We start from the raw sequence: 23,710 nt of genomic DNA on the forward strand, positions 1-23,710 counted from the left end.
GCGATTGTAGCGGCTTGCCTGGCCCGCGGGGGAGACCCATATTCGGGGCCGTTGCCCGAGTGGCGGAATGGCAGACGCAGTGGACTCAAAATCCACCGGGGGCAACCCCGTGCGAGTTCGACTCTCGCCTCGGGCATTTCGTAGCCAAAGTTCGCGGCCGCCGGGCCGCCCTATCAGCAGCGCCCTTGCGTATTTTCCGCGATACCATAAGGTTTATACTGTATACCAATTCGGTAACACGTATATAGTCGATCGCTTATAGCTTCGATTCGCAGTTCCCCCTCGTTCGGAGAACGCCCGTATGGGTAATCGCTTCGCTCAAGCGCTACGTCGAGTAGCGTCTTGCTTGGTTGGGCTTGCCGTGGTCGCCACGCCATTCGCTCGGCCGGTTTTGTCCCAGGCCGCCGGTGCGGTCACCGGCACGGTCACCGACAGCAAGTCCGGTCGGCCGCTCGCCGATGCGCTGATCGCGGTGCAGGGAACGCCGGCAGGCGCCCGGTCCGGCACCCGCGGTGAATTCCGATTGGCCACCACGGCTACCGGTACCCTCACGCTCAACATCACCCGGATTGGCTTCAAGCCGACAACGGCCCAGGCCACGGTCGGCGGGGAGGCCATTCGGGTCGAGCTCACCGAGTTGGTCGTGAAACTCGACGAGTTGATCGTCACGGGTACGGTCGGTGATGCGCAGCAGCGCTCCCTCGGCAATGCCATCGGCCGGGTATCGGTAGCCGAGGTCACCAAGATCGCTCCGCCCTCGAAGCTCCAGGACATGCTGTCGGTCAACGTCCCGGGCGTCCGAATCATTCGGGCTTCCGGGGCGATTGGCTCCGGCGGCACCACCCGGATCCGCGGCTCGGGCAGCTTGAGCTTAGCGAACCAGCCGCTGATCTACGTCGACGGGGTCCGGGTCAACAACGCGGACGCGGCGTTCAGCGACGCGTTCGGCGGGCAGGAATCGCCGTCGCGGATCAACGACTTGAACCCCGAAGAGATCGAGTCGATCGAGGTCCTGAAAGGTCCCTCGGCCGCGACGATCTACGGTACTGAGGCGTCGAACGGGGTGATCCAGGTCATCACCAAGCGGGGCCGGGCGGGCCGGCCGACGGTCGACTTCCACGCCGATGCCGGAGTCAACTGGCTGCAGAACCCGGTTGGCCGCTACGCGTCCAACTACTACTACAGCCAGGTCGACAAGAAGGTCAAAGAGTTCAACGTTCTCCAGCACAACATTGACAAGGGACTCGGCACCCCGTTCTCTAATGGTACGCCGTTGGCCGCCGGCGCCTCGCTCTCTGGCGGGACCGACCAGCTGCGCTACTTCTTTTCGACCGATTTCAATCGCGACGAGGGGAGTGTCGACTACAACTGGCAGAACAAGTACTCGGCCCGGGCCAACGTCAGCTACACTTCGTCGAACGACAAGTTCAAAGTGGACTTCAGCATGGGCCAGGTGCGCTCGAAGTTGCAGGGAGCCTCGGGGTTCCAGCCGATCACCACCTCGATCCTCTGGGCCTGTAACTTCCCGGGGTGCGAGCCGAACCCGTCCGACCCGAACCACACCGGGTACAACGACGCGGGCCACGGCTACCAGTATTATCGGCCGGAGGACTACAGCATGGTCCGCGGGTTCGATAACATCGACCGGACCACGCTGAGCCTCAAGTTCACCCACCGGCCGTACTCCTGGCTCCGTCAGTCCCTGACCGTCGGCCCGGACTTTGTGAACAACAAGTCCTCGCTCGAGGTGGAGCTGAACAGCGAGCCCCGGCGGCCGTTCTTCAGCTACAGCAACGGCGTCAAAAACTCCACCCAGCAACGGTCGACCTTCGTCACCCTCGATTACGCGCTGTCCGGCGACTGGAACATCAGCAAGAACCTGGTCTCCACGACGGCGGTTGGCGCGCAGTACTACACCAAAGAGTTCGATTTCGTCCGCGGCACCGGCGAAAACTTCTCGATTCCGGGCGGCGGCAACATCTCGAGTGCGGCGCAGATCGGGGCCTCGGAAGGGTTCCAGCAAAACAAGACCGTCGGCGTGTACGCGCAACAACAGTTGGCCTTTAAGAACCGGTTGTTCATCACCGGTGCCGTCCGGGCTGACGACAACAGCGCCTTCGGTAACAACTTCAACCTGGTCTACTATCCCAAGTTCAGCGCGTCCTGGGTCGCCTCGGAAGAGCCATTCCTCCGGGATTCCAAGATCTTCTCGCAGCTCAAACTGCGGGGCGCCTGGGGCCGGGCCGGTCAGCAGCCGGATGTGTTCTCGGCAATCCAGACCTACCAGGCTAAGGTCGGCAGCGGGGGCCTCGGTGGGATTTCGCCGCAGAACTTCGGAAACCCGGACCTCAAGCCGGAAATCGGCGAAGAGTATGAGACCGGGTTTGACGCCGGTCTCTTCAATCAGCGGATCGGGATCGAGTTCACCTACTATAACAAAGACGTCAAGGACGCGATCCTCTCGCTGCCGCTCCGGCCGTCGCGCGGGTTCCCAGGCAACCAGTTCCTCAACATCGGGAAGACCCGGAACCGCGGCATCGAAATCGGGATCGACGGATCGGTGATTCAGTCCAAGAATTTCGGGCTTGACCTCCGGGCCACCCTGGCCACGAACAGTTCGTTGATCCTCGATATGGGCGGCACACCGCCGGCGTTCGTGGGGGGTTCGTTCATCCAGCAGTACAACGTCCAAGGCTTCGCGCCGAGCAGCTTCTTCTTCCCGAAAGTTGTGAGCTCCGACATCCAGACCATCAATATTGGGATACCGCTACCGCTCGGGTTCAACGTTAAGTGCGAGGGTGGTACGGATCTCGGGCTCGGCAATGGGACCGTGGTTCCCTGTGCCGGGGCCCCGCGCCTCTATGCCGGCCGCCCGACCCCGAGCTGGAACGGCAGCTTCAGCGCCACCTTCACGATCGGGAAGCGGCTCCGGATTCTCGGCTTGGTTGACGCGCTCGGTGGCAACACCGTCCTCGTCGGCGACATTGCCGCCATCCACTCGTTCTTCTTGAGCTCGAAGCAAATCCTGGAAGGCACCGACCAGGTCCTGTCGGGGTACGTTGGCCTCGAGATCCTCCAGGGCGATGGCAACAGCATTGGGGCAACCGGTCTGACCAAGGGTGGTTTTGCCCGATTGCGAACGGTCTCGGCGTCGTATGACTTCCCCAATAGCATCGCGAAGTTCTTCGGAGCCTCGCGGGGGTCCTTGACGCTGGCGGCCGAGAACATGGCGTTGCTATGGCGGGCGCAGAAGGAAGTCTTCGGGGTCAAGTGGATCGACCCGGAAATCACCCCGAACCGTAACGGGGACACCACCGGCAACTTTGGCTATACCCAAGAGTCGTGGCCGCAGATGGCGCGGATTCGCACCACCGTCCGATTCACCTTCTAACGGCGACTACCACACGGAGATGATGAGCGATATGAACATCCAACTACTCCATCGCGTCAGGGCGACCGCTGCTGTGGTCGCCGCCGGGTTCGGTCTCGGAGCGTGCGGCAATCTGCTCGATGTCGAGTTCCCGGGGCAGATTCCGGCAGAGAACATCAATAATCCGAGCCTCGCGCCGGTCCTGGCGCGGAGCGTCATTGGCGACCTCGAGTGCGCCTACAACAACTACTCCGCCGGCAACTCGGCCCACTCGGATGAGTGGGAGAGTTCGAACGGCAACGTGCCGGGTAGCAACTGGGGCGAACGCACCATCGGTGCGGGTGAGGACGACTATGCCCTCGGTCCCTGCGAAAACTACTCATACTTCGGCATGCCCTCGACGCTCGGGACGGCCCGGTACCAGTCCGAGGACATCTTTGCGAAGTTGTCGGCGTGGACGGACGCCGAGGTCGCTGGGCGGGCGGGTCTGATGGCCAAGGTTCGGGCCTACGGCGCCTACTCATATCTCCTGATGGGCGAGACCTTCTGCCAAGTCGCCTTCGACGGCAAGGCGCCGGAAGCCCCGGCTGCCGCGCTCACCAAAGCGGAGGCGCAGTTCGCCGAAGCCGTCACGCTGGCCACGACGGCCGGTAATGCCGATATCGTCAACCTGGCCCGCGTCGGTTTGGCCCGGGCCAAGATGGATCTCAAGAAGTGGTCGGAAGCCGCCACCGTCGCGGCCTTGGTTCCGGTTGGTTACGAGAAAATGGCCGACCGGGGCACCGAGACCTCCCGGCGTTTCAATAAGTTTTACTACTTCATGACCGATGGCGGCTACTACACCGTGACGGCCGAGCTGCGAGCCACGGCCGATCCGCTGTCCGAGAGCTTCGATCCGAGGTATAAGGTCAAGGACTCCGGTCACGGGGCCTTTACCCCGTTTATCCGGCTTTGGTACACCGAGAAGTATCCCGCGCTCGGCACCCCGATCCGGTTGGCCAGCGGTCGTGAGGCCCAGTTGATCCTGGCCGAGGCCAAGACCTATCCGGGGCCGCAGCTGGACGTCGCTGGCGCGTTGGGGATTCTGAACGCCCGCCGCGGTCAGCTCGGACTGTCCTTGATCCCGGCGACGACCAACACGTCTCCGTTGGTGGCTCGGACCGCGGTGATCAATGAGCGCCGGGCCGAGTTGTCGTTCGAGGGCGGCCACCGGACCAACGATCTGCTCCGGTACGCGCTGCCGTGGAAGGGCGCCAACGGCTCGACGAAGGTTGTGAATGAGTTCGACGGTCGGCCGTACGGCACGACCACCTGTTGGCCGCTTCCCACCAAGGAAGCCAACGGGGCCTGATCGGCTCTTTAGGTTTGCGAGGCGAAGAGGCGAGGGGCCGGGAAACCGGCCCCTCGCCTCGTTTCAGGGCTACCCGTCGCCGGCCTGGGCGTTGAGGTCGTATCGCATGATGGCAGCATGCCGGCCGCTCAAATCCCGCTCGGCCCCATAGACATCCCCGAACGGACCGGGGGCGGGTCCGGTCGCTTCAGCCAGGGAGGTCCGGTCGGCGTCGGTCAACCGGAGGGCCAATGCCGACCGGAGTTCCTGGGCTCGCTCGGCGCTCGGCATCCCGACGATTATGGCCGCGACACCGGGCCGGTCGAGAATGATCCGAGCGGCCACCGCCGACACCTCGACCCGGTGGCGGTTTGCGATTTCCGCGACGACCGCCAATATCCTCTGAAACACCGGCCATCCGCCGAGGTCGTCGATCACGAGCCGGTACTTCACCAACGAGCGATTGAGAAGCTCGAGCGGCTCGGCCCGGCCGAGCCAACGCCTCGACAGAAACCCGCCCGCCAGCGTCCCGTAGCAGAGCAGGGCCACGTTGCCGCCTTGGCACGCGGCCGCCAAGCCTCGGGCGGGGCGCTGATCGAGGATGGAGTACTGGAGCTGCATCGAAACGACCGGCACCCGAATGGCCAGGAGCTCGTGGAGCCGGGGGGTGTCGAAGTTGGTCAGGCCGATCAGCCGGATCTTTCCGTCTCGGGCCAGGTCGCCCAAGTACCCTAGCACCTCGGCGTAGCGCGCGACTCGGTAGTCCCACCAATGGAACTGGACCAGGTCAAGCCGCTCGAGGCCGAGCCGGGCCAGGGATCGGTCGATGATTCGCTGGACGCCCCGGCGGTTGAGGGTGGGGAGCGTGGCCAGGTCGGGCACGAACTTGGTGTGAACCTGAGGCGGAGCCTGGCCCGCCGCCAGCCGGCGCCGAACGTACTCGCCGATCGTCGCCTCGACGCCGGTATAGATGTCGGCGCAATCAAAGGTGGTGAATCCCTGGTCCAAGAAGCTATCCCATCGGGAAAACAGCTCGGACCGCTCCAGAGTCCGATCGGCGTGGCCGGCCGAGAGTTGCCAGCCGCCCAGAATAACCCGTGGAATCGAGTACCCGGGTCCCAAATCGATCAGTGGCATCATCCGGCGAGCGGCTCGCCGGATTCTTCGCTATGCCGGAACGTCCGCTTGCCGGTTCGGGAAATCCGATAGATCGCGCCGCAGTGGACGTCGGGGCAGGCGATGTCCGAGTCGGTGGTCATCCAATCGTTCCGGTGGGTTTCCCGTTGCTTTGCCGGCAGCAAGGGCAACAGGGCCGCCATGGCGTACAGGGGAAAGCCCTGACCCGTCGGAAAGGCGATCCGGCCGCCGTGGACCTCGAAGTAGTCACCGACCTGCTCGTGACAGAGCATTCGGCCCCGGCCCTCGATCACTTCGACCCGCAGGTCGTACAGACTGAACTGGTCGGATCCGGCGGTCATGGCATTCTCCCTGGGGGTCGAGCCGAAAAGTAACGGGGCGGCGGGCCCGCCGAGCCCGATTGTGCTAGGACACTGATACGGTGGCTCGGGGTTTGGGTTGAGACCCGATATGTCTCCCAAGCGGCCCGGGCTCCTCCTCCCTGTGCGGCTGGCCGATCCGATCAACCCGCTGGCCGCCCAGCGCCGAACCATGTTCTAGGCCCGCGTTTCCTTTTATCCTGGCTTGGTTTAGGTTCCCCGACTCGATCCGGTCCGCTGGGATTCAGGGACCTTCACCCTCGGCCACGGGTGGCTACCGACCGATGCCGTTTGCCTCGACCATTTCCGTTCTCTCCGCTGAGTCATACCGCGGCCCGCTGCTGATTCTGCTGGTTCCACAAGCCCCGCTGCCGAGTTCGCTTCAGCCGCTCGATCACCAGACGGGGGGTGCTCTGAGCCGGGTGTTGGCTAGCGGGGATTTTTCCGGCAAAAAGGATGAGACCGTCACCCTCTATCCGACCGGCGACATCCCCCGGATTCTGCTGATTGGGTTGGGCAAGCAGCCGGACCGCGCGTTGATTCGGCGGGGAGCCGCGATCGGTGCCAAGCGAGCGCGGGTTCTTGGCGCGCCGCGCGCCGCGCTGGGGTGCCCGGCCGAATCCCGGGCCGGCGTCGCCACCAAAGACGCCTTCCAGGCCCTGGCCGAAGGCGCGTGGCAAGGGGCCTGGCACTTCGCTGAGATGAAGCGGCCGCCCGAGGATCCCAAACCGGCGTTCGAATCGATCGAAATCCTGGCCGAGGCCGCTGATCGGGCCGACGCGGAGGCCGGCCACCGCCTGGGCGCGGCCATTGGGGCCGGGCATCAGTTTGCCCGCGGGGTCCAGGTGCTTCCGCCTAACGTACTTACCCCGACGAAGCTCGGCCAAACGGCTGCCGACCTCGCGGCGCGGTATGGTTTCGGCTGCACCGTCCTCGATCAGGCCGGGTTGGTCGCCGAGGGCATGGGCGGGATTCTCGCGGTCGGGCAGGGGTCGGCTGAGGAGTCGCGGTTCATCGTGCTCGAATACCGTGGTTCGAGCGCGGCGCCGATTGTCCTGGTCGGCAAGGGCGTCACGTTCGATACCGGCGGGATCTCGATCAAGCCGGCCCAGAGCATGGAGGACATGAAGTACGACATGTCGGGAGCGGCGGCCGTCCTGGGCACCTTCGACATGCTGGGGCGGCTCAAGCCGGCGGTGTCGGTGATTGGGCTGATTCCGAGCGCCGAGAACATGCCGTCGGCCACGGCCTATCGCCCGGCCGACGTGGTGACGAGCCATTTGGGTAAGACGATCGAGATCATCAACACGGACGCCGAGGGACGGCTGTTGTTGGCCGACGCCCTGTCGTATGCCCGCCGTTACCAGCCGGCCTGTGTCATCGATATCGCCACCCTGACCGGCGCGATCGGGATCGCCCTCGGTCACACCGCCTCGGGCGTGATGGGGAACGATGCCGCGCTGATTCGGGAAGTGATCGAGGCCGGGCAGCGGGCGCACGAGCGGGCCTGGGAGTTGCCCCTCTGGGACGAATACCGCGAACTGATCAAGTCCGACATTGCGGATGTCAAGAATTCCGGCGGCCGGGCCGCCGGAAGCATCACGGCCGGGTGGTTCCTGAAGGAGTTTGTCGAGGGCTATCCGTGGGCTCATCTCGACATCGCGTCCACGGCCTACACCGAACGCGATGACGCCGCCATGGTCAAGGGCCCGACCGCGATGGGCGTCCGTCTCTTTTCCGAGTTTGTGTTGGCTCGGGCCGGCGCTTAACAGTGTGGTGGCGGCTGGCGGCACTCGGCGGCGCCGCAGCCACGATCGCGTGCGGCGGGGGATCGACGGCGCCCGCGGACGAGGCGCCGTTCGATTTCGAATTCACCGACGTCGCCGGGGATACGGTCGCGGCCACGGCCAACCCTGAGGCGCTCAAGGGCATCGATGTGCTCAAGGTGTCGGGCCGAATCGACCGCGATAAGTTGATCGTAGTCCTGGAGTTTGCCGAGGCGCCGGCGCCGTGGAGTGCCAGCGAGCCGAACTCCCTGGATGGCTTCATCGACTTCGACCCCGACATCACCGGCGACCTCAAGACCACCAGCGGCTACTACCTCGATCTTCGGGACAACGGCGCGGGCCAGGCAGCCCTGGTGGGCGTGAGGCAGCGAACCGTGACCCTGGTGAAGGTCAGGTTCGACGGGACTCGGATGGAAGCGGAAATTCCCCGCACGGCCATCAGCTCGACGCGGGATTCCGACAACCAGCTGCAGATGGCGGTCGAAGTCGGTCCTCGAGGCCGGTCTCCCTCTGACCGGTCACCCAATGTCGGGTCCCACACCCTGAAGCCTCCGACCCCGTGATCCGGACCCTGGCGGCGGCGGGGATCGTCCTGGTTGCGGCGGGTAGCCTGGCCGCGCAGGTCCCGGACTCGGTGCGGGCCGACACGACCGCCCGGGACTCCACCGACTTCTCGGAACTCTTCCTCAAGACCTTTGAGGCTGGACGACACCGCGTCCCGGTGTTTCCGCGGCTGGGCCGCGCGGAGTTGATGGCGCCGCTGGGCCGGATCGTATACCACCGCGATTCGCTCGAATGGCATAACATGGCCACGTTGTCGGATCTGCTGGCGAAAGTGCCGGGCGTGTTCGTCTGGAGGGGCGGCTGGCTCGGCCGGCCCGAGCCGATCAACTTTCAGGGCCGGGCCACGGCCTCGATGGAACTCGTCATCGACGGGGTCCCGTACCAACCGCTCGGCCCCGATAGCGTCGCCGTCGACCCCAGTCTCTTGCCGATGACGTTTTTCGACCGGGTCGAGATCGAGCGCCTCCCTGGTCAACTTCGGGTCCACCTGTTCTCCCGGCGCCACGACCGCTTACCGCCTCGTACCAGGGTGGGGGTAGCCAGCGGCGATTTTCAGATCGCGCGGTATATCGCCTCGCTCGAAAAGCGAACCGCCGCTGGCTTCGGCTATGTCGTGGCGGCCGAGCACTTGGCGGTCCCGCTGCGAAGCGGCGACCAAGGCTCCTATTCCAATACCCAAACCTGGTTTCAGGCCAGCTACGCCCCAGTGGGCCGGATCAAGGCCATGGTCCAGCTGTTCCGTTCGGTACCGAAACGCGAAGATGTGGTGGCGCTGTCGGCCACGGGAGGCGTCAATCCGGCCGGGGACACATTATCCCAGGGCCTCGATGGTCACCGCGCCGACTTTCAGGCCAGTGCCGTGTACCAGGCGAGACCTGACGGACTCGGGTTCCGCGGCGTCGCGATCGCCGGCAGCAGCAGTTGGCGCGAGGATTCCACGGCCGTGTCCCTGGGAGGGCCGAACCGGCACGTCAAATATGTTGACCAGCAAGTTTGGCAACTCGGTGGCCAAGCCGGCTTTCGGACCCGGACCAGTAACCTCGAAGCGCGGGCATGGTACCGCAATCGGTGGACACCCCTCGAATTCCGGGCGACGGCCGCGAGCACGCCCGCTCGAGCCTTCGGAGCCGATCTCGAGGGGGTGTACCAGCGGCATGACGGCGATCGGCGCTCCGCGTATCTGAGTGGGCGAGTCGGCGTCAATGGGCCGGGCGGGCTTCGGATCGGCGCCATGGGTCGCACCGGCTCGCGGGTGGTGTACCCGATGCTGGCCGCCGCCTCGGCTGTGCCACTGACCGATCTGGCCGGGACGGTCGCTTGGGAGCGAGCTCGGGTCGGCGTGGAGGTCGGGTATTGGCGAACGGCTGCCTTCTCGCCGGAGCGGTATCCACTCTATCGAACGATCGACACCATCGGACCATCGGGACCCACGCGGTGGCTGACGGTGGCCGGCCGAGTGGCGCCGAAGCAGTGGTTCATTCTCGATGGCTGGTATAGCAACCCGATCGGAACCAAGCCCGAGGGCATACCCCCGACCCATTCGATCGTCAACCTGACCATTCAGAGTCGGTTCTTGCCGACCTTCCGAAGTGGGATCTTCGGACTCAAACTCCAGGGGTCGATGGAGACCTGGGGGACCGGAGTCATCGGGCGGGACCAGAAGGGTCTCCCGATTACCGAGCGGGGTGCCACCTTTTTCCGGGCGCAGATCCAGCTCAAGATCGGTGATTTCATCGCCTACTACGATCGGGCCAACTTCCAAGCGGCTCGGGCCGGATACCTCCCCAATCTTCCGGTGCTACGCCTAGCCAGTTCCTTTGGGGTCCGTTGGGAGTTCGCCAACTGAAGCCGAAGTGACCTAATCGCCCGGTTTCTCGTCTCTAAGAGTTTGTGCCACAATCGCTTACGACGTTTTTTCTCGCCGGGGTCCGATTCGGGCCGGCCAACCAAAGGGCTACCTCCGCGCCGGGCGTTCCGGTATCTTCCGTGGCTCTGGGTGAAGGAGTTCGGCGTGGCGTACAGTATGACCGGGTTTGGAGCCGCCGAAGGGGCGGTCGGGCAGGGCATCCTGAGGATCGAACTCAAGTCCGTCAACCACCGCTATCTGAGTCTCTCGCTCAAGGCGCCGAGCGAGTTGGTGGCCATGGAGCACGAGATTCGCGAACGGCTGCGCCGCGATTTCGAGCGCGGGCATTTCTCGGTGTCGGTTCGCTGGCTCGAAATGCCGGGGCGACAGAGCGGGCCGCGCGTCGATCCAGTCGGCACGGCTGCCGCCATGGATCGGCTTCGGGCATTGGCCGTCGCCGCCGGGGTCGAACCGACGATCAGTCTCGAACTGCTGAGCCGTCAGTCGGAGGTGTTTATGTCCGCCGACCCCGCGGCCGCGGTTGAGTGGTCGGCCGTCGAAGCCGTATTGGCCCAGGCCATCGATGAGTGTCGGGAAACCAGGCGTCGGGAAGGTGGGGTTCTCTCCGCCGACCTCACGCTCCGGCTGAGCTTGATTCGGGGCCACGCGGCCCAGGCGGCCGAATTGGCGCCGGCGCGGTTGATCCGGGAACGCGATCGTCTCCGGACCCAGGTCGCCCAATTGTTGGAGGGGCGAACCGTCGACGAGGGCCGCTTGTCGCAGGAGTTGGCGTTCTTGGCCGACCGGCTCGATATCACGGAGGAGTTGGTGCGTCTCGCGGCCCACCTTGACGCCAGCGACGCCGCATTGGTCGCCGATCGACCGGTCGGCAAGCAACTCGGTTTCTTGGCCCAGGAAATCGGACGCGAAGTGAACACCATCGGGTCCAAGGCTAACGAAGCCGCGATGCAGCATCTCGCCGTTGAGATGAAAGGGGAGTTGGAACGATTCCGGGAGCAGCTCGAGAACTTGGCCTGAAGCCGTTTCTGCTGGTGCTTTCGTCACCATCCGGCGGTGGGAAGTCGACTATTGCCCGCCACCTGCTGGCCGGCCGGGACGATGTGGCGTACTCGATCTCGGCCACCACCCGGGCGATCCGGCCGGGCGAGATTGATGGGCGGCACTACCACTTCCTCGGCCGGGACGAGTTCCTCCGGCGGGTGGCGGCGGGCGACTTTCTGGAATGGGCGGAATACGGCGGGCAGTGCTATGGTACCCTGCGCTCCGAGGTCGACGCCGGACTCGGTACCGGTCGGCACGTCGTCCTGGATATCGAAGTGAACGGCGCCGAGCAACTGCGGACCCGGTTCGAGAATGCGGTGCATGTGTTCGTGCTGCCGCCTTCGGGGGCCGCGTTGGTTGGACGCCTGCGGGCCCGGCGGACGGAGGATGACGCCGCCTTGGCCAAGCGGATCGACATCGCGACCCGTGAGTTGGCGGTGGCCGACCGCTACGACTATGTCGTGGTCAACGACGACCTGGTCGAGGCCGTGGCTGACGTGGCGGCGATCATCGACGTCGAGTCGCGGCGCCCCGCGCGGCTGGCAAATTTGCGGCAAGTCATTACGGCAATCCGGGCTGGATTGACCGGCGCAGTACCTAACGGAGGATGACATGGAAATTGTGACCCCGACCGATGCCGCACGGCATGCCGGCACCAAGTATCGGAGCATTTTGGTGGCCGCTCGCTTTGCCCGGATGGTCAATGAACTGCCGAAGGAGCGCCAGGTCCAGTTGGAGCAGGCGCACGGGTACAAGAAGCTCACGACGCTGGCGCTCCGAAAACTCGCCGCCGGCGAGTTGTCGTTCCGGGAATTGCGGCGCCGTCGGTCCGAGGTCTGACCGTGTGGGCCGACCGTCACGTCGTGGTCGGCGTGACGGGTGGCATCGCGTGCTACAAGGCCTGCCATCTCGTCCGTCGACTCGTCGAAGCAGGCGCTCGGGTTGATGTCGTCCTGACTCGGGGGGCAGCCGAGTTCGTTCAGCCGCTGACGTTTGAAGCCCTGTCGGGCCGCCCGGTCCTGGCCTCGCTCTGGGAGCCGGAGCGCGCCCTCGACCACGTCCGCCTGGGCCAAACCGCCGATCTGATTGTCGTCGCGCCCGCCACCGCCCATTTCCTCGGCCGACTCGCCGCCGGCATGGCCGACGACTTCTTGACCGCCCTTTGCTTGGCCCGGACCAAGCCGCTGCTGGTTGCCCCTGCCATGAATGACGCGATGTTTGCCGCCGACGCCACCCAAGAGAACCTTCGACGGCTGACCGACCGGGGCGTGGCCGTGGTGGGTCCCGAGCGCGGGGCGTTGGCCGAAGGGCCGTCCGACCGTCCCGGCCGGATGAGCGAACCGGAGACGATCCTGCACCATGCCGCCCGGGCACTCAGCGGCCGGTCGTCGTTGGCGGGACGTCGCGTCGTGGTGACGGCCGGGCCGACTCGCGAGGCTCTCGACCCGGTCCGGGTCATCACGAATCGGTCGAGTGGTAAGATGGGATTTCGGATTGCCCAGGCTGCCTGGTACCGGGGCGCCTCGGTCCGGCTCATTTCCGGGCCGAGTGGCGAACCGGACCCCGTGGGTGTCGAGGTCGAGCGGATCGAAACCACCGCCCAACTTGGGCAGGCCGTCCGACAGGCCCTCCCGACGGCCAACGTCCTGATCATGGCGGCCGCACCGGCCGACTACCGGCCGACGGTTCCGCTCGATCGCAAGCGTCCCCGGCAAGCGGGCCCCTTGTCGGTTGAGCTCGAACCGACCGAGGATATCTTGGCCGCAACGAGGCCGATCAGGAAACCGGGGGCCCTGATGGTGGGCTTTGTGCCGGAAACCGGCCAGGCCGTCGAGAAGGCCGCCGCCAAATTGGTCAAAAAGGGACTAGATCTGATCGTGGCGAATGATGCCTTGGAGCCGGGGGCGGGGTTCGAGGTCGATACCAATCGGGTCACCATCATCGACGCGTCCTGGGGGAAGCAGGTGGTGCCGTTCGGAACCAAAGCTGAGGTTGCGGAAGCCATCGTCAAGGCGGTCGAGGTGCGGCTTGGATGATCTTCGGCGGCGGTACCTCAAGCAACAAGCGGAACTCGGTGGAAAGGAACTGGTCATGAGCGGTGCCCGGCCGCGAGCCACCGCGTCGGCGGGGCCCGAGGAGAGTCCGGCTGCGGTGACCGCCCCGGCGGCCAAGGATTGGAGGGTCGGTGCGCCCCCCATTCCAGGGCCGGGGCTCACCATCGGCGAGCCGGACGGCCGCCTGGGGGCCGCGCCGTTGGCATGGGCCACTCTGGCCGACGTGGCCAAAGCGGCCAAGGCCTGTACCAGGTGTTTCTTGGCCCAGGGGCGCGCCAATGTGGTACCTGGGGAAGGCAATCCCCGAGCCCAACTGCTGCTCGTGGGCGAGGGGCCCGGGCAAACCGAAGACCAGACCGGCCGGCCCTTTGTCGGGCGGGCCGGTGAATTGCTGACCGGCATCCTTCGGGCCATCGGATTCGAGCGAGACCAAGTCTTCATCTGCAACGTGGTCAAGTGCCGGCCGCCCCAGAATCGGAAACCGCTGCCGGACGAAATGGCGAGTTGCTCGCCGTTTCTCGAGGCGCAGTTGGCCCTGATCCAGCCCAAGGTCATTCTCGCGCTCGGTGCCACGGCGGCCGAGGCACTCCTCGGAAGCAAGCGGAGCCTATCCGATCTTCGCCTGAAGGTGCATTCTTATCGGGGCACGCCGTTGGTGGTGACTTACCACCCCGCCGCGTTGCTTCGAAACCCCAACTGGAAAAAGCCTACCTGGGATGACGTCCGCATCGCCCGACAACTCGTCGAACGCTGATCCGCTCCGCGGGGCACCATGGAGCCAAGAGGCCGAACAGGCCGTCTTGGGGGCGATGATCCTCGACCAGGACGCGGCGCTTCGGGCCGCGGAGCAGATCGACCATTCGATGTTCTACAAGGAACCGCACCGGAGACTCTTCCGGGCCATGGTGGCCTTGACGGAACAGCGCGTGGTAATCGATCACATCACCCTTCGCGACGAGTTGGTCCGCCGCAACGAACTCGAGCTCGCCGGCGGCATGGAGTACATCGCCGAGATGGTCGAGTCGGTCTCGACGGCCGCCAATCTCGAGCATCATGCCCGGATCGTCAAAGACAAGGCGATTCTGCGCCGGCTGATCGAGGTGTCGACCAAGACCATCACCGAGGCCTATGACGCCCGGCTGTCGACGGCCGAACTCGTTGATCAGGCCGAGTCGCGGATCTTCAAGATCTCTCAAGAGCGGCGGTCCGACGGCTTCGTCCGGATCAAAGAGATGCTGTGGCCGACCATGGAGCGCATTGAAACGCTTCAAAAGAGCGGCAAATCGGTTACCGGAGTTCCGAGCGGCTTTGCAGATTTGGATGAGATGACGTCGGGGTTCCAGAAGTCCGAGTTGATCATCGTGGCGGCGCGTCCGTCCATGGGCAAGACGGCCTTCTGTCTCAATATCGCAACCCAAGCCGCCGTCGATGGTCATGGGGTGGCCATTTTCTCCCTGGAAATGTCGAAGGATTCACTGGTGCAACGGATGCTCTGTGCGGAGGCCCGGGTCGACAGTCAGGCCGTGCGTCGCGGCCTGCTCAAAGACCGCGACTTCACGAACCTGGCTCGGGCGGCCGGCGTCATGGGGCAATGTCCGGTGTGGATTGACGACACGCCGGCTATCACCCTGCTCGAGATGCGGGGCAAGGCCCGCCGGCTCAAGGCGGACAACGATCTCGGGATGATTATCGTCGACTACCTCCAGCTGATGCGGAGTCCGGAATACGCGGAAAATCGGGTTCAGGAGGTCTCGGACATTTCGCGGTCCCTCAAGGCCCTGGCCCGGGAACTCGAAGTGCCGGTCATGGCCCTGTCGCAGCTCTCCCGGGCCTCCGAACAGCGGGGCGGCGATCGCCGTCCGCAACTGTCCGACCTCCGCGACTCCGGGGCGATCGAGCAGGACGCCGACATCGTGATGTTCATTCATCGGCCCGAGTATTACGACCGGGAGGACGAGAGCAAAAAAGGCCTGGCCGAGATCATGCTGTCCAAGCATCGGAACGGCCCGACCGGTGAGGTCATCCTCCGGTTCACCAAGGAATACACCCGGTTTGACAGCTTTACCGCCCGGGACAACGCCGGTCACGGATGATGGCCCGAGCCAAATCGGTGTATCTCTGCGCCGAGTGCGGCCATGAACATCCGAAGTGGGTCGGCCGGTGTGAGGCATGCGCCGCCTGGAACGCGGTGGCGGAGGAACGGCTGCCCGCCACCGCCGGACCTCGGCGGTCCGCGAAAGATGGGGCCCCGGCGCGGCGTCCGGATCGGGTCAAGGCGTTAGGCGATGTCGCCGGCGAGAAGCTCCACCGTTGGTCGTTGGGGATTCCCGAACTCGATTTTGTGTTCGGAGGCGGGTTGGTCCCCGGGTCGATGTCGCTGATCGGTGGCGAGCCGGGCATCGGGAAATCCACCTTGCTCCTCCAGGCCTCCGCCCGGATGGTCGAAAGCGGCCGTCGGGTGCTCTACGCCAGCGGGGAGGAATCGGCCGAACAGATCCGGCTCCGGTCCGATCGGATGGTCGAGGATGCGAGCGGGGTTCTGGTCCTTGGCGAGACCCACCTCGAGTCGGTGCTGGCCGCGACGCGGGAGGTTCGGGCCGACCTCCTCATTCTCGACTCGATCCAAACCGCCTTTTCCGATTCCCTCGAAGGCGCCCCCGGAAGTGTCGGCCAGGTTCGGGAGTCGGCCGCCCTGCTGATGCGGTTCGCCAAGGAAACCGGCGTGGCCGTCATGGTCGTCGGTCATGTCACCAAGGGGGGCATGCTGGCAGGGCCCAAGACCTTGGAGCACATCGTCGATACGGTGCTTTATTTCGAAGGCGAACCCTCCCTCAACTACCGGCTGCTTCGGGCCACCAAGAATCGGTTTGGGTCGGTCGACGAGTTGGGCGTTTTCTCCATGACCGAGCGGGGCCTCCTCGGTGTCCCGAATCCATCGGCGGTGTTCCTCGCCTCGCGGTCGGCCGGAACGAGCGGCAGCGCCGTGACCGCCTTGATGGAGGGGACTCGGCCAGTATTGGTCGAGGTCCAGGCCTTGGCCGCGCCCTCCGGCTACGGGACCCCGCAGCGAGTGGCCACCGGGCTCGACCCCAAACGTCTCGCGGTACTGCTGGCGGTGCTGGAGCGACGCGCCGGCCAGCGGTTCGCCAACCTCGATGTGTTCGTCCAGGTTACCGGTGGGGTGCGGCTGAACGAACCCGGCGCGGACTTGGCCGTCGCGGCGGCGCTGGTCTCCAGTCTGACCAACTGCCCGACGCCTGCGGATGCCCTGTTCCTGGGTGAGGTCGGTTTGGGTGGCGAGGTCCGCCCGGTCGGCGGCGTCGACCGGCGCTTGGCGGAAGCCGGACGGTTGGGGTTCCTGCGGGCATTCGGATCGGGGCGCCACGTCTCGGTCAGCGGGGTCCGCACGATTCCACTGGATCATGTCGAAGAACTCGTTCGGGCCTTCGCGGCCTGACGTCGGCGTCGTGGTGGTCGCCGCCGGCCGGGGCCTTCGGGCCGGTGCCGGCCCGGCCAAGCAGTTTCGGCCCATCGCCGGCGTTCCGATGCTGCTCCGGTCCCTTCGTCCTTTTCTGATGCACCCGGCCGTCCACGTCGTCGTGGTCGTGGTGCCCGTCGAGGTGGCGGCCAAGCCCCCCGATTGGCTCGGGTCGCTGGCCGGTGAGCGACTCCGGGTGGTGGCTGGGGGGGCGGAGCGGCTCGATTCCGTTGAGGCCGGCGTGGCCGGCTGCGGAACGGACGTCGCGGTGATCCTGGTTCACGACGGGGCGAGGCCGTTCGTCGACCCGGGCGTGATCGGTGCCGTGATTGCCGAAGCCCGGTCGGGCCGGGGAGCCGTGGCGGCCGTCCCCCTCTCCGACACGCTGAAGTCCGCGACGAGGGGCCCCGGCCCGATCCATATTCTCGGCACGGTCCCGCGGGAGGGACTCTGGCGGGCCCAGACTCCGCAGGGCTTTCCCCGGACCATGTTGGCCGCAGCGCTCGCGGCGGCCCGCCGGGAGGGCCGTGGTGCCACCGATGACGCCGCCCTCTGCGAGGCGATCGGCGCGCCGGTCACGCTGATCGAAGATCTGACGACGAACTTCAAGGTCACCTCCGCCGCTGATTTCGTGTTGGCCGAGGCGGTGGCCAAGGAGTGGCGCTGATGGTTCCGTTTCGGACCGAAGCGGAGGTGGCCGCCGCCACGGCGGCGATTCGCGATCACTTCGGCCGCGGGGGGCTGATCGGGTATCCCACCGAAACCGTGTATGGGTTGGGTTCTCTGCCTAACGATGCCGGACTTGACGCCTTGGCCGCTCTGAAAGGGCGCCCTCCCCGGAAGCCGTTTCTACTCCTGATCTCAGGCCGGCCGATGGCCGAGCGATTTGGGCTGGTGTTCAGCGCGGCGGCCCGGGCCATGGCCGAGGCGTTCTGGCCCGGCCCCCTCACCTTGGTCCTGCCCGGCGGCGAGGGCCATCTGCCGCGCCGGCTTCGGGGCCAAGGGGGCGGCGTCGCGGTCCGCCACACCGGCCACCGCGGGATGGCGTCATTGGTCGTCGCCCTCGATACCCCGATTACCTCGACCTCGGCCAATCGACCCGGCGGCCCGACGGCGCCGGGCGCGGCGAAGATCGAGGAGTTGTTTCCGGCGGCGGTGGCCAACGGAACCCTGATGATTCTGGATGGCGGAGTCCTCGGGAACGTGCCGCCATCGACCTTGATCGACTGCACCACCACGGTACCCTCGATGATTCGCGAAGGGGCGATCCCCCGAGACGAGTTACGCCGGGCCGTCGGGAGGCTGGCGCCGTGATTCGGGTTCTAGTGGTCTGTACCGGGAATACCTGCCGAAGCCCGCTGGCTGAGGCCCTCCTTCGCCGGACGATTGAGGAGACTGGGCGGACCGATATAGCCGTCACGTCCGCGGGGACTGGGGCGTGGGACGGGGCGCCCGCGTCTGAAGGGTCGTACCTCGTCGCCTTGGAGCACGGGCTCGATCTCTCCGCCCACCGGGCCCGGCTCCTGACCCGGGCCATGGTGGAGGAGAGCCAGCTGGTCCTCACCATGTCCCGGACCCACCTCGCCCGGGTTCGGGAGCTCGGCGGCGCGGGGCGGGCGCACCTCCTCGGGGAATTCAGCGGTTTCACCGGCGCTCGAGGCGAAATCGACGACCCGTTTGGCGGAGATCTCGAAGAGTACCGCGCCACGCTGAAAACCCTGGCGGGGATCATGCGGGCTGTAGTGGCCCGGCTCAACGGCAGCACCCCGTCATGATCTCCGGTCGCACCAGAGTGTTCGCGCTGTTGGGCAATCCCGTCAGCCATTCCCTGTCACCCGCCATGTACAACGCCGCCTTTGGGGCGCTCGGTCTCGATGCGGTGTACGTCGCCCTCCGATGCGAGGCCTCCGAGTTGGGATCGCTGATGCAGGGGCTGGCGGGGGGCGGGGGCGGGGGAAACGTCACCATTCCGCACAAACGCGCCGCGGCGATCCTGGTCCGACCGATCGCCGAAAGCCCACTGGTAGGCTGCAACACCTTTTGGGGTGAGGCAGGTGATTTGATCGGTGACGATACCGATTCACTCGGCATCCGGGCGGCGTTTGACTGCCTCGGCCGCCCGGCTGGGACCTGGCTGGTGCTCGGGAGTGGTGGGAGCGCCATCGCGGCGGCCCTGGCCGCCGGCTCGGTCGGGGCTGGCGTGGCGATTCGGTCTCGGTCGGTGGGCCGGCGAGCCGCGCTGGCCGCCCAACTCCGATCGTTCGGCATCGCCGTCGAGCCGGAGGCCGGTATCGGGCTGGTGCTTAACTGTACCCCGCTCGGCATGGATCCCTCGGACCCCTTGCCCCTCCCGGTCGGTGAAATCCCCGCCGGCGCGGCCGTGCTCGATCTGGTCTACGGGCGGCCCGAGACTCAGTGGGTCCGCCTAGCCAGGGCCGCCGGGCACCGGGCCGCCGATGGCCAGAAAGTGCTGATTGCCCAGGGAGCCGCGGCCTTCGAGCGGTGGTTTCCGGATTCGAAGGCCCCGATCGAGGTGATGCGTGCCGCGGTGGCTGGCCGACTCGGCTGAGGCCCTCCGGGCGGCGGAACGATGGCTCTTGCCCGGCCATTGCCTGCTTTGCCAAGAGCGAGTGGGGCGGGGGACCGAAGACGCCTTGGTCTGCGCGCTGTGTCGTAGCCGATGGGTCCGGCTCCCCTTTCCTCAGTGTCCCCGGTGCGGCCAGCCGACCGACGCTGAGACCGAGTGCCGGGTGTGCCGCGAGTGGCCGCCGGAACTTGCCGGGGTGGCCAGTTCGGTGTGGATGGAGCCATCAGCCCGAAAAGCCGTGCACTTGCTCAAATACGATGGCTGGCATCGAATCACCGATTCCATGGCAGTGCCGATGGCCACGCTGTCTCCGGTGGCCGCCGGCAGCCTCCTGATTCCGATTCCGCTTGGGGCCGCACGCCTGCAAACCCGAGGTTATAATCAAAGCGCCGGGTTGGCGCGTTCAGTCGGCCGCCTGGCCGGAATTCCGGTTGCCGAAACCGCCCTAATTCGGGTCAGGGACACCCGAACCCAGACGACGCTGACTCCCGAAGAACGGGAAGCGAATCTGCGGGACGCGTTCCGGGTGGCTGGGTCCGTGCCGGCCAGGGTGGTCTTGGTCGACGATGTGTTTACAACCGGGGCAACCCTCGTGTCGGCGGCACGGGCGTTGCTAGAGGGTGGGGCGCGGGCCGTCACCGCCGTCACATTTGCCCGAGCCGAGTTGCCGCTTGCCGCGATCAGCCGGATCGGTCCACACTAAACAAACCGAAGGGGAGTCCCGCAATGGCGATTCGAGTGGCGATCAACGGATTCGGCCGGATCGGTCGGAATGTGCTCCGGGCCGCGACCATGGCCAACGTCACCGACCTCGAGATCGTTGCCGTCAACGACTTGACGGACACGAAGACTCTGGCCCATCTGCTCAAGTATGACTCGGTCCACGGCAAGTTCCCCGGCACCGTTGCGCCGGCGCCGGACGGGATCCATGTCAATGGCCGCACCATCAAGGTGCTGTCGGAGAAGGACCCCGCCAAGCTGCCGTGGCAAGCGCTCGGGGTGGATGTGGTGCTCGAATCGACCGGCCGCTTCACCGACCGGGAGCCGGCCGCGAAGCACTTGGAAGCGGGCGCCCGCCGGGTTGTGATCTCGGCGCCGGCCAAAAACGAGGACATCACCATCGTGTACGGGGTCAATCACCAGGCCTTCGATCCCGCCAAGCATTTCGTGATTTCCAACGCCAGCTGCACCACGAATTGCCTGGTCCCGGTCGTGAAAGTCATCCGCGATCATTTCGGGTTCGTCCGCGGCTTCATGACCACGGTTCATTCATATACCAACGACCAAATGATTCTCGACCTTCCCCACAAGGATCTCCGCCGGGCCCGGGCCGCGGCGATGTCGATTATTCCGACCACGACCGGAGCGGCCAAGGCCACCGCGCTCGTCATCCCGGAGGTGAAGGGTAAGATCGACGGCGTCGCACTCCGGGTCCCGACCGCCGATGTCTCCTTGGTCGACTTGACCTGTGTGGTCGAGAAGTCGACCTCGGTGCAAGAGATCAACGATGTCTTCACCGCGGCCGCGGCCGGCGCCTTGAAGGGGGTCCTGGCCGTCAGCGACGAACCGCTGGTGTCGATCGACTACGTCGGGAACCTGGCGTCGAGTACGGTGGATCTCCTGTCGACCCAAGTCATCGACGGGACGATGGTCCACGTGTCGTCGTGGTATGACAACGAGATGGGCTACTCGGCCCGGTGCGTCGACCTGATGCGGTACATCGGAGCGCTCGGCGCATGAAGCGGACGTTGGCCTCACTCGACCCGGCCCGCCTTGACGGTCGGCGGGTGGTAGTCAGGGTCGATTTCAACTGCCCGGTCAAGGACGGTAAGGTGACCGACGACACCCGGATCCGGGCGTCGCTGCCGACCATTGAGTATCTCCGGTCCAAGGGCGCGCGAGTCGTCCTCCTGTCGCATTTTGGCCGGCCCAAGGGGGCGCCGGATCCGAAATATACGATCCGGCCGTGCGTCCGCGCCCTGGAGTCTGCGCTCGGGGCCACCGTCACGTTCGTCGAGAATCCGGCCTCCGAGGCCGCGGTCGGTGCCACGAAGCGACTGGCGCGGGGCGGTGTGGCATTGATGGAAAACACCCGCTTCTATCCCGGCGAAGAAACCAACGATCCTGAGCTCTCGAGGCAGTTCGCCGCCCTTGGCGAACTTTACGTCAATGATGCGTTCGGTTCCGCCCATCGGGCTCAGGCCTCGACTTCTGGGATCGCGGAGATCCTCAAGCCGGCCGTGTCCGGGTTCTTGATGGAGACCGAACTCAACTATCTCGGCGAGGCGTTGACTCGGCCGAAGCGGCCCTTCATCTCGGTCATGGGGGGCGCCAAGATTAGCGGGAAGATCGATCTGATCGAAGCGCTGCTCCCCAAGGTCGACCAAGTGCTGGTTGGCGGGGCCATGGCGTGCACCTTCTTCAAGGCCATGGGACTCGAAACCGGGAACTCCCTGATCGAACCGGACCGGGTCGAGTTGGCGAAGGCGTTGCTCGACCGGGCCGGCGACAAACTGGTGCTGCCGCGGGGCGGGGTCGTGGCGCCTCTACTCAAGGTCGGGATCACGACGATTACGGTAACCCGCGACCGGATTCCGCCCGGGTTTGCGATCTTCGATATCGACCCGGCAACCGTTCGGGACTTCAGCGCCCGGATCCACGCCGCCGGTACGGTGATCTGGAACGGTCCGATGGGCGTCTTCGAAACGCCTCCGTTCGACCAGGGCACCCTGGGGATCGCCTTGGCGATGGCGGAGGCCACCAAGCGAGGAGCGGTCACGGTGGTGGGCGGCGGCGATTCCGCGGCGGCGGTGGCCCAGGCCGGATTGACGGACCAAGTCAGTCATGTCTCCACTGGCGGCGGTGCGGCCCTTGAGTTTCTCGAAGGCAAGGTCCTTCCGGGCGTCGCCGCACTGGACGAGGCCTGATGGCTCGGGGAAGGATTTTTGCGGCGAACTGGAAGATGCACCTCGGGCCAGCCGAGGCGCGGGACTACCTGGCCACGTTCCTTGCGGGATTCGAACCGGATCCCGCCGCCCGTTATTGGTTCTTCCCGAGTGCCGTGAGTCTGGAGGCGGTCGCGGTTGCGCTCAATGGTCACCCCAACATCGCGGTGGGAGCCCAGGACGTGTATTGGGAGCCCAAGGGGGCCTTCACCGGCGCGACCTCCGCCGGGCTCGCGAAGGCTGCTGGGGCAAGCATCGCGCTGATCGGGCACTCCGAACGGCGCCACGTCTTTGGGGAAACCGTGCCCGAGACGGCGCGGAAGCTTCGGGCAGTGCTCGGGAACGGCCTGACGCCGCTGCTCTGCGTCGGGGAGACGGTGGCCGAACGGGAGGCCGGGACGACGCTCGAGGTGGTGCTCGGTCAATTGCACGGCGCGCTCGACGGACTGGTCGCGTCCGACCTCGCGAAGGTCGTGGTGGCCTATGAGCCGGTATGGGCCATCGGAACCGGCAAGAACGCCCCCCCCGCCGCCGCCGCCGCGGTTCACTCGGCCATCCGGACTGATCTGCGAGGCCACGGGCACCCGGCCCCGGAGGTGCTCTACGGCGGCAGCGTCAATTTGGGCAACGTCGGCGCCCTGCTCGCCGAGTCGGAGCTCGACGGCGTCTTGGTCGGTGGAGCGAGTCTCGACCCCGCCGGCTGGCGCCGACTCGTATCGGGCACCTCGCCGCCCGGCTCAAAATCTTGACGTAGGCTGCCGCCAGCGGCTATCTTCACTAGCTAATTCCGAGGCCAATATGCTCTACGGGTTCATCCTAACGTTGCTAGTGATCGACGGGCTTCTTCTCGCCGTCGTCGTCCTGTTGCAGGCCGGACAAGGCGGGGGCATGGCCTCGCTTGGCGGCGGCACCACCGATTTGGTCATGGGCGGCCGTCAAGCGGTCACCATTCTCCACACTCTGTCGTGGTGGACCGGCGGCATCTTCATGACCTTGGCGCTGGTGCTGTCCTTGATCGCCTCGCGCAGTGCGGTCGGAGCCACGGACGTTCAGCAACGCCTCCGAAACGCTCCAGCTGCGATCGCACCAGCGCCGCTCAACCAGGCCCCGGCAACGACCGGAGCCGCGGCCCCTTCGGCATCCACGGCGGAGGCTCCAGCCCCCGCGACCCCGGCCGCGGCCACCAAGTAG

At 65.9% G+C, this 23,710-nt stretch carries 23 protein-coding genes and 1 tRNA gene; 22 read left to right on the forward strand and 2 right to left on the reverse strand.

All coding sequences use genetic code 11. The annotated features are described in order from the left end of the window. The first annotated feature begins 53 nt into the window (after nt 1-53). From EXR94_04715 to EXR94_04725, 3 genes are all read left to right on the forward strand, one after another. A tRNA-Leu gene (locus EXR94_04715) sits at nt 54-136 on the forward strand. 165 nt (nt 137-301) lie between these two features. Further along, on the forward strand, nt 302-3,391 hold the full coding sequence (locus EXR94_04720) for a SusC/RagA family TonB-linked outer membrane protein (protein ID MSR02029.1): 3,090 nt from the start codon (nt 302-304) through the stop codon (nt 3,389-3,391). Between the two features lie 19 nt (nt 3,392-3,410). After that, nucleotides 3,411-4,721, forward strand: a complete 1,311-nt coding sequence (locus EXR94_04725) for a RagB/SusD family nutrient uptake outer membrane protein (GenBank protein MSR02030.1) — start codon at nt 3,411-3,413, stop codon at nt 4,719-4,721. A 69-nt stretch (nt 4,722-4,790) separates the two neighbouring features. On the opposite strand, the gene EXR94_04730 is transcribed toward EXR94_04725, so the two are convergent. Further along, nucleotides 4,791-5,837 (reverse strand): aldo/keto reductase, encoded by a 1,047-nt coding sequence (locus EXR94_04730; GenBank protein ID MSR02031.1) that lies wholly within the window; start codon nt 5,835-5,837, stop codon nt 4,791-4,793. Next, nucleotides 5,837-6,178: a TIGR04076 family protein gene (locus EXR94_04735; GenBank protein MSR02032.1), complete on the reverse strand. Its 342-nt coding sequence runs from the start codon at nt 6,176-6,178 to the stop codon at nt 5,837-5,839. Before EXR94_04735 ends, EXR94_04730 begins: the two co-directional genes overlap by 1 nt. Nucleotides 6,179-6,480: 302 nt before the next feature. On the opposite strand from EXR94_04735, the gene EXR94_04740 reads away from it, so the two are divergent. The 19 genes from EXR94_04740 to secG all read left to right on the forward strand — a co-directional run bounded on the left by EXR94_04740 (nt 6,481) and on the right by secG (nt 23,710). After that, entirely contained in the window at nt 6,481-7,965 is a 1,485-nt protein-coding gene (locus tag EXR94_04740; protein ID MSR02033.1) for a leucyl aminopeptidase, read from the forward strand. A 2-nt stretch (nt 7,966-7,967) separates the two neighbouring features. After that, entirely contained in the window at nt 7,968-8,546 is a 579-nt protein-coding gene (locus tag EXR94_04745; GenBank protein MSR02034.1) for a hypothetical protein, read from the forward strand. Next, nucleotides 8,543-10,393, forward strand: coding sequence for a hypothetical protein (locus EXR94_04750; protein MSR02035.1), 1,851 nt, complete (start codon nt 8,543-8,545; stop codon nt 10,391-10,393). Before EXR94_04745 ends, EXR94_04750 begins: the two co-directional genes overlap by 4 nt. 165 nt (nt 10,394-10,558) lie before the next feature. Beyond that, nucleotides 10,559-11,431 (forward strand): YicC family protein, encoded by an 873-nt coding sequence (locus tag EXR94_04755; GenBank protein ID MSR02036.1) that lies wholly within the window; start codon nt 10,559-10,561, stop codon nt 11,429-11,431. Continuing rightward, the gene (locus tag EXR94_04760) at nt 11,428-12,066 is read left to right on the forward strand and encodes a guanylate kinase (protein MSR02037.1); all 639 of its coding nucleotides are present in this window, start codon (nt 11,428-11,430) and stop codon (nt 12,064-12,066) included. Before EXR94_04755 ends, EXR94_04760 begins: the two co-directional genes overlap by 4 nt. A 1-nt stretch (nt 12,067) precedes the next feature. Further along, nucleotides 12,068-12,295: a DNA-directed RNA polymerase subunit omega gene (gene rpoZ / locus EXR94_04765; GenBank protein MSR02038.1), complete on the forward strand. Its 228-nt coding sequence runs from the start codon at nt 12,068-12,070 to the stop codon at nt 12,293-12,295. A gap of 2 nt (nt 12,296-12,297) precedes the next feature. Further along, nucleotides 12,298-13,491 (forward strand): bifunctional phosphopantothenoylcysteine decarboxylase/phosphopantothenate--cysteine ligase CoaBC, encoded by a 1,194-nt coding sequence (coaBC, locus tag EXR94_04770; protein ID MSR02039.1) that lies wholly within the window; start codon nt 12,298-12,300, stop codon nt 13,489-13,491. Nucleotides 13,492-13,546: 55 nt separating this feature from the next. Then, nucleotides 13,547-14,263: a uracil-DNA glycosylase gene (locus EXR94_04775; GenBank protein MSR02040.1), complete on the forward strand. Its 717-nt coding sequence runs from the start codon at nt 13,547-13,549 to the stop codon at nt 14,261-14,263. Then, nucleotides 14,226-15,602, forward strand: coding sequence for a replicative DNA helicase (gene dnaB, locus EXR94_04780; GenBank protein ID MSR02041.1), 1,377 nt, complete (start codon nt 14,226-14,228; stop codon nt 15,600-15,602). The genes EXR94_04775 and dnaB overlap by 38 nt, the downstream gene beginning before the upstream one ends. Then, a complete protein-coding gene (gene radA / locus EXR94_04785) occupies nt 15,602-16,966 on the forward strand; it encodes a DNA repair protein RadA (protein ID MSR02042.1) in 1,365 nt (454 codons plus the stop codon). Before dnaB ends, radA begins: the two co-directional genes overlap by 1 nt. Further along, complete coding sequence (gene ispD / locus EXR94_04790; protein MSR02043.1) at nt 16,932-17,654, forward strand: 2-C-methyl-D-erythritol 4-phosphate cytidylyltransferase; 723 nt, start codon at nt 16,932-16,934, stop codon at nt 17,652-17,654. The genes radA and ispD overlap by 35 nt, the downstream gene beginning before the upstream one ends. Next, the gene (locus EXR94_04795; GenBank protein MSR02044.1) at nt 17,654-18,301 is read left to right on the forward strand and encodes a Sua5/YciO/YrdC/YwlC family protein; all 648 of its coding nucleotides are present in this window, start codon (nt 17,654-17,656) and stop codon (nt 18,299-18,301) included. Before ispD ends, EXR94_04795 begins: the two co-directional genes overlap by 1 nt. After that, nucleotides 18,199-18,762 carry a low molecular weight protein arginine phosphatase gene (locus tag EXR94_04800; GenBank protein ID MSR02045.1) on the forward strand — a complete coding sequence of 188 codons (564 nt, stop codon included), beginning with the start codon at nt 18,199-18,201 and terminating at the stop codon, nt 18,760-18,762. Before EXR94_04795 ends, EXR94_04800 begins: the two co-directional genes overlap by 103 nt. Next, nucleotides 18,759-19,556, forward strand: coding sequence for a shikimate dehydrogenase (locus EXR94_04805; GenBank protein ID MSR02046.1), 798 nt, complete (start codon nt 18,759-18,761; stop codon nt 19,554-19,556). The genes EXR94_04800 and EXR94_04805 overlap by 4 nt, the downstream gene beginning before the upstream one ends. Next, nucleotides 19,528-20,277 carry a ComF family protein gene (locus EXR94_04810; GenBank protein MSR02047.1) on the forward strand — a complete coding sequence of 250 codons (750 nt, stop codon included), beginning with the start codon at nt 19,528-19,530 and terminating at the stop codon, nt 20,275-20,277. Before EXR94_04805 ends, EXR94_04810 begins: the two co-directional genes overlap by 29 nt. 23 nt (nt 20,278-20,300) lie before the next feature. Beyond that, nucleotides 20,301-21,314, forward strand: coding sequence for a type I glyceraldehyde-3-phosphate dehydrogenase (gene gap, locus EXR94_04815; GenBank protein MSR02048.1), 1,014 nt, complete (start codon nt 20,301-20,303; stop codon nt 21,312-21,314). Then, nucleotides 21,311-22,501 carry a phosphoglycerate kinase gene (locus EXR94_04820; protein ID MSR02049.1) on the forward strand — a complete coding sequence of 397 codons (1,191 nt, stop codon included), beginning with the start codon at nt 21,311-21,313 and terminating at the stop codon, nt 22,499-22,501. Before gap ends, EXR94_04820 begins: the two co-directional genes overlap by 4 nt. Further along, complete coding sequence (locus tag EXR94_04825) at nt 22,501-23,268, forward strand: triose-phosphate isomerase (GenBank protein MSR02050.1); 768 nt, start codon at nt 22,501-22,503, stop codon at nt 23,266-23,268. The genes EXR94_04820 and EXR94_04825 overlap by 1 nt, the downstream gene beginning before the upstream one ends. Nucleotides 23,269-23,317: 49 nt before the next feature. Next, nucleotides 23,318-23,710 (forward strand): preprotein translocase subunit SecG, encoded by a 393-nt coding sequence (gene secG / locus EXR94_04830; GenBank protein ID MSR02051.1) that lies wholly within the window; start codon nt 23,318-23,320, stop codon nt 23,708-23,710.

Source organism: Gemmatimonadota bacterium, assembly GCA_009692115.1.
Classification (GTDB): domain Bacteria; phylum Gemmatimonadota; class Gemmatimonadetes; order Gemmatimonadales; family GWC2-71-9; genus SHZU01.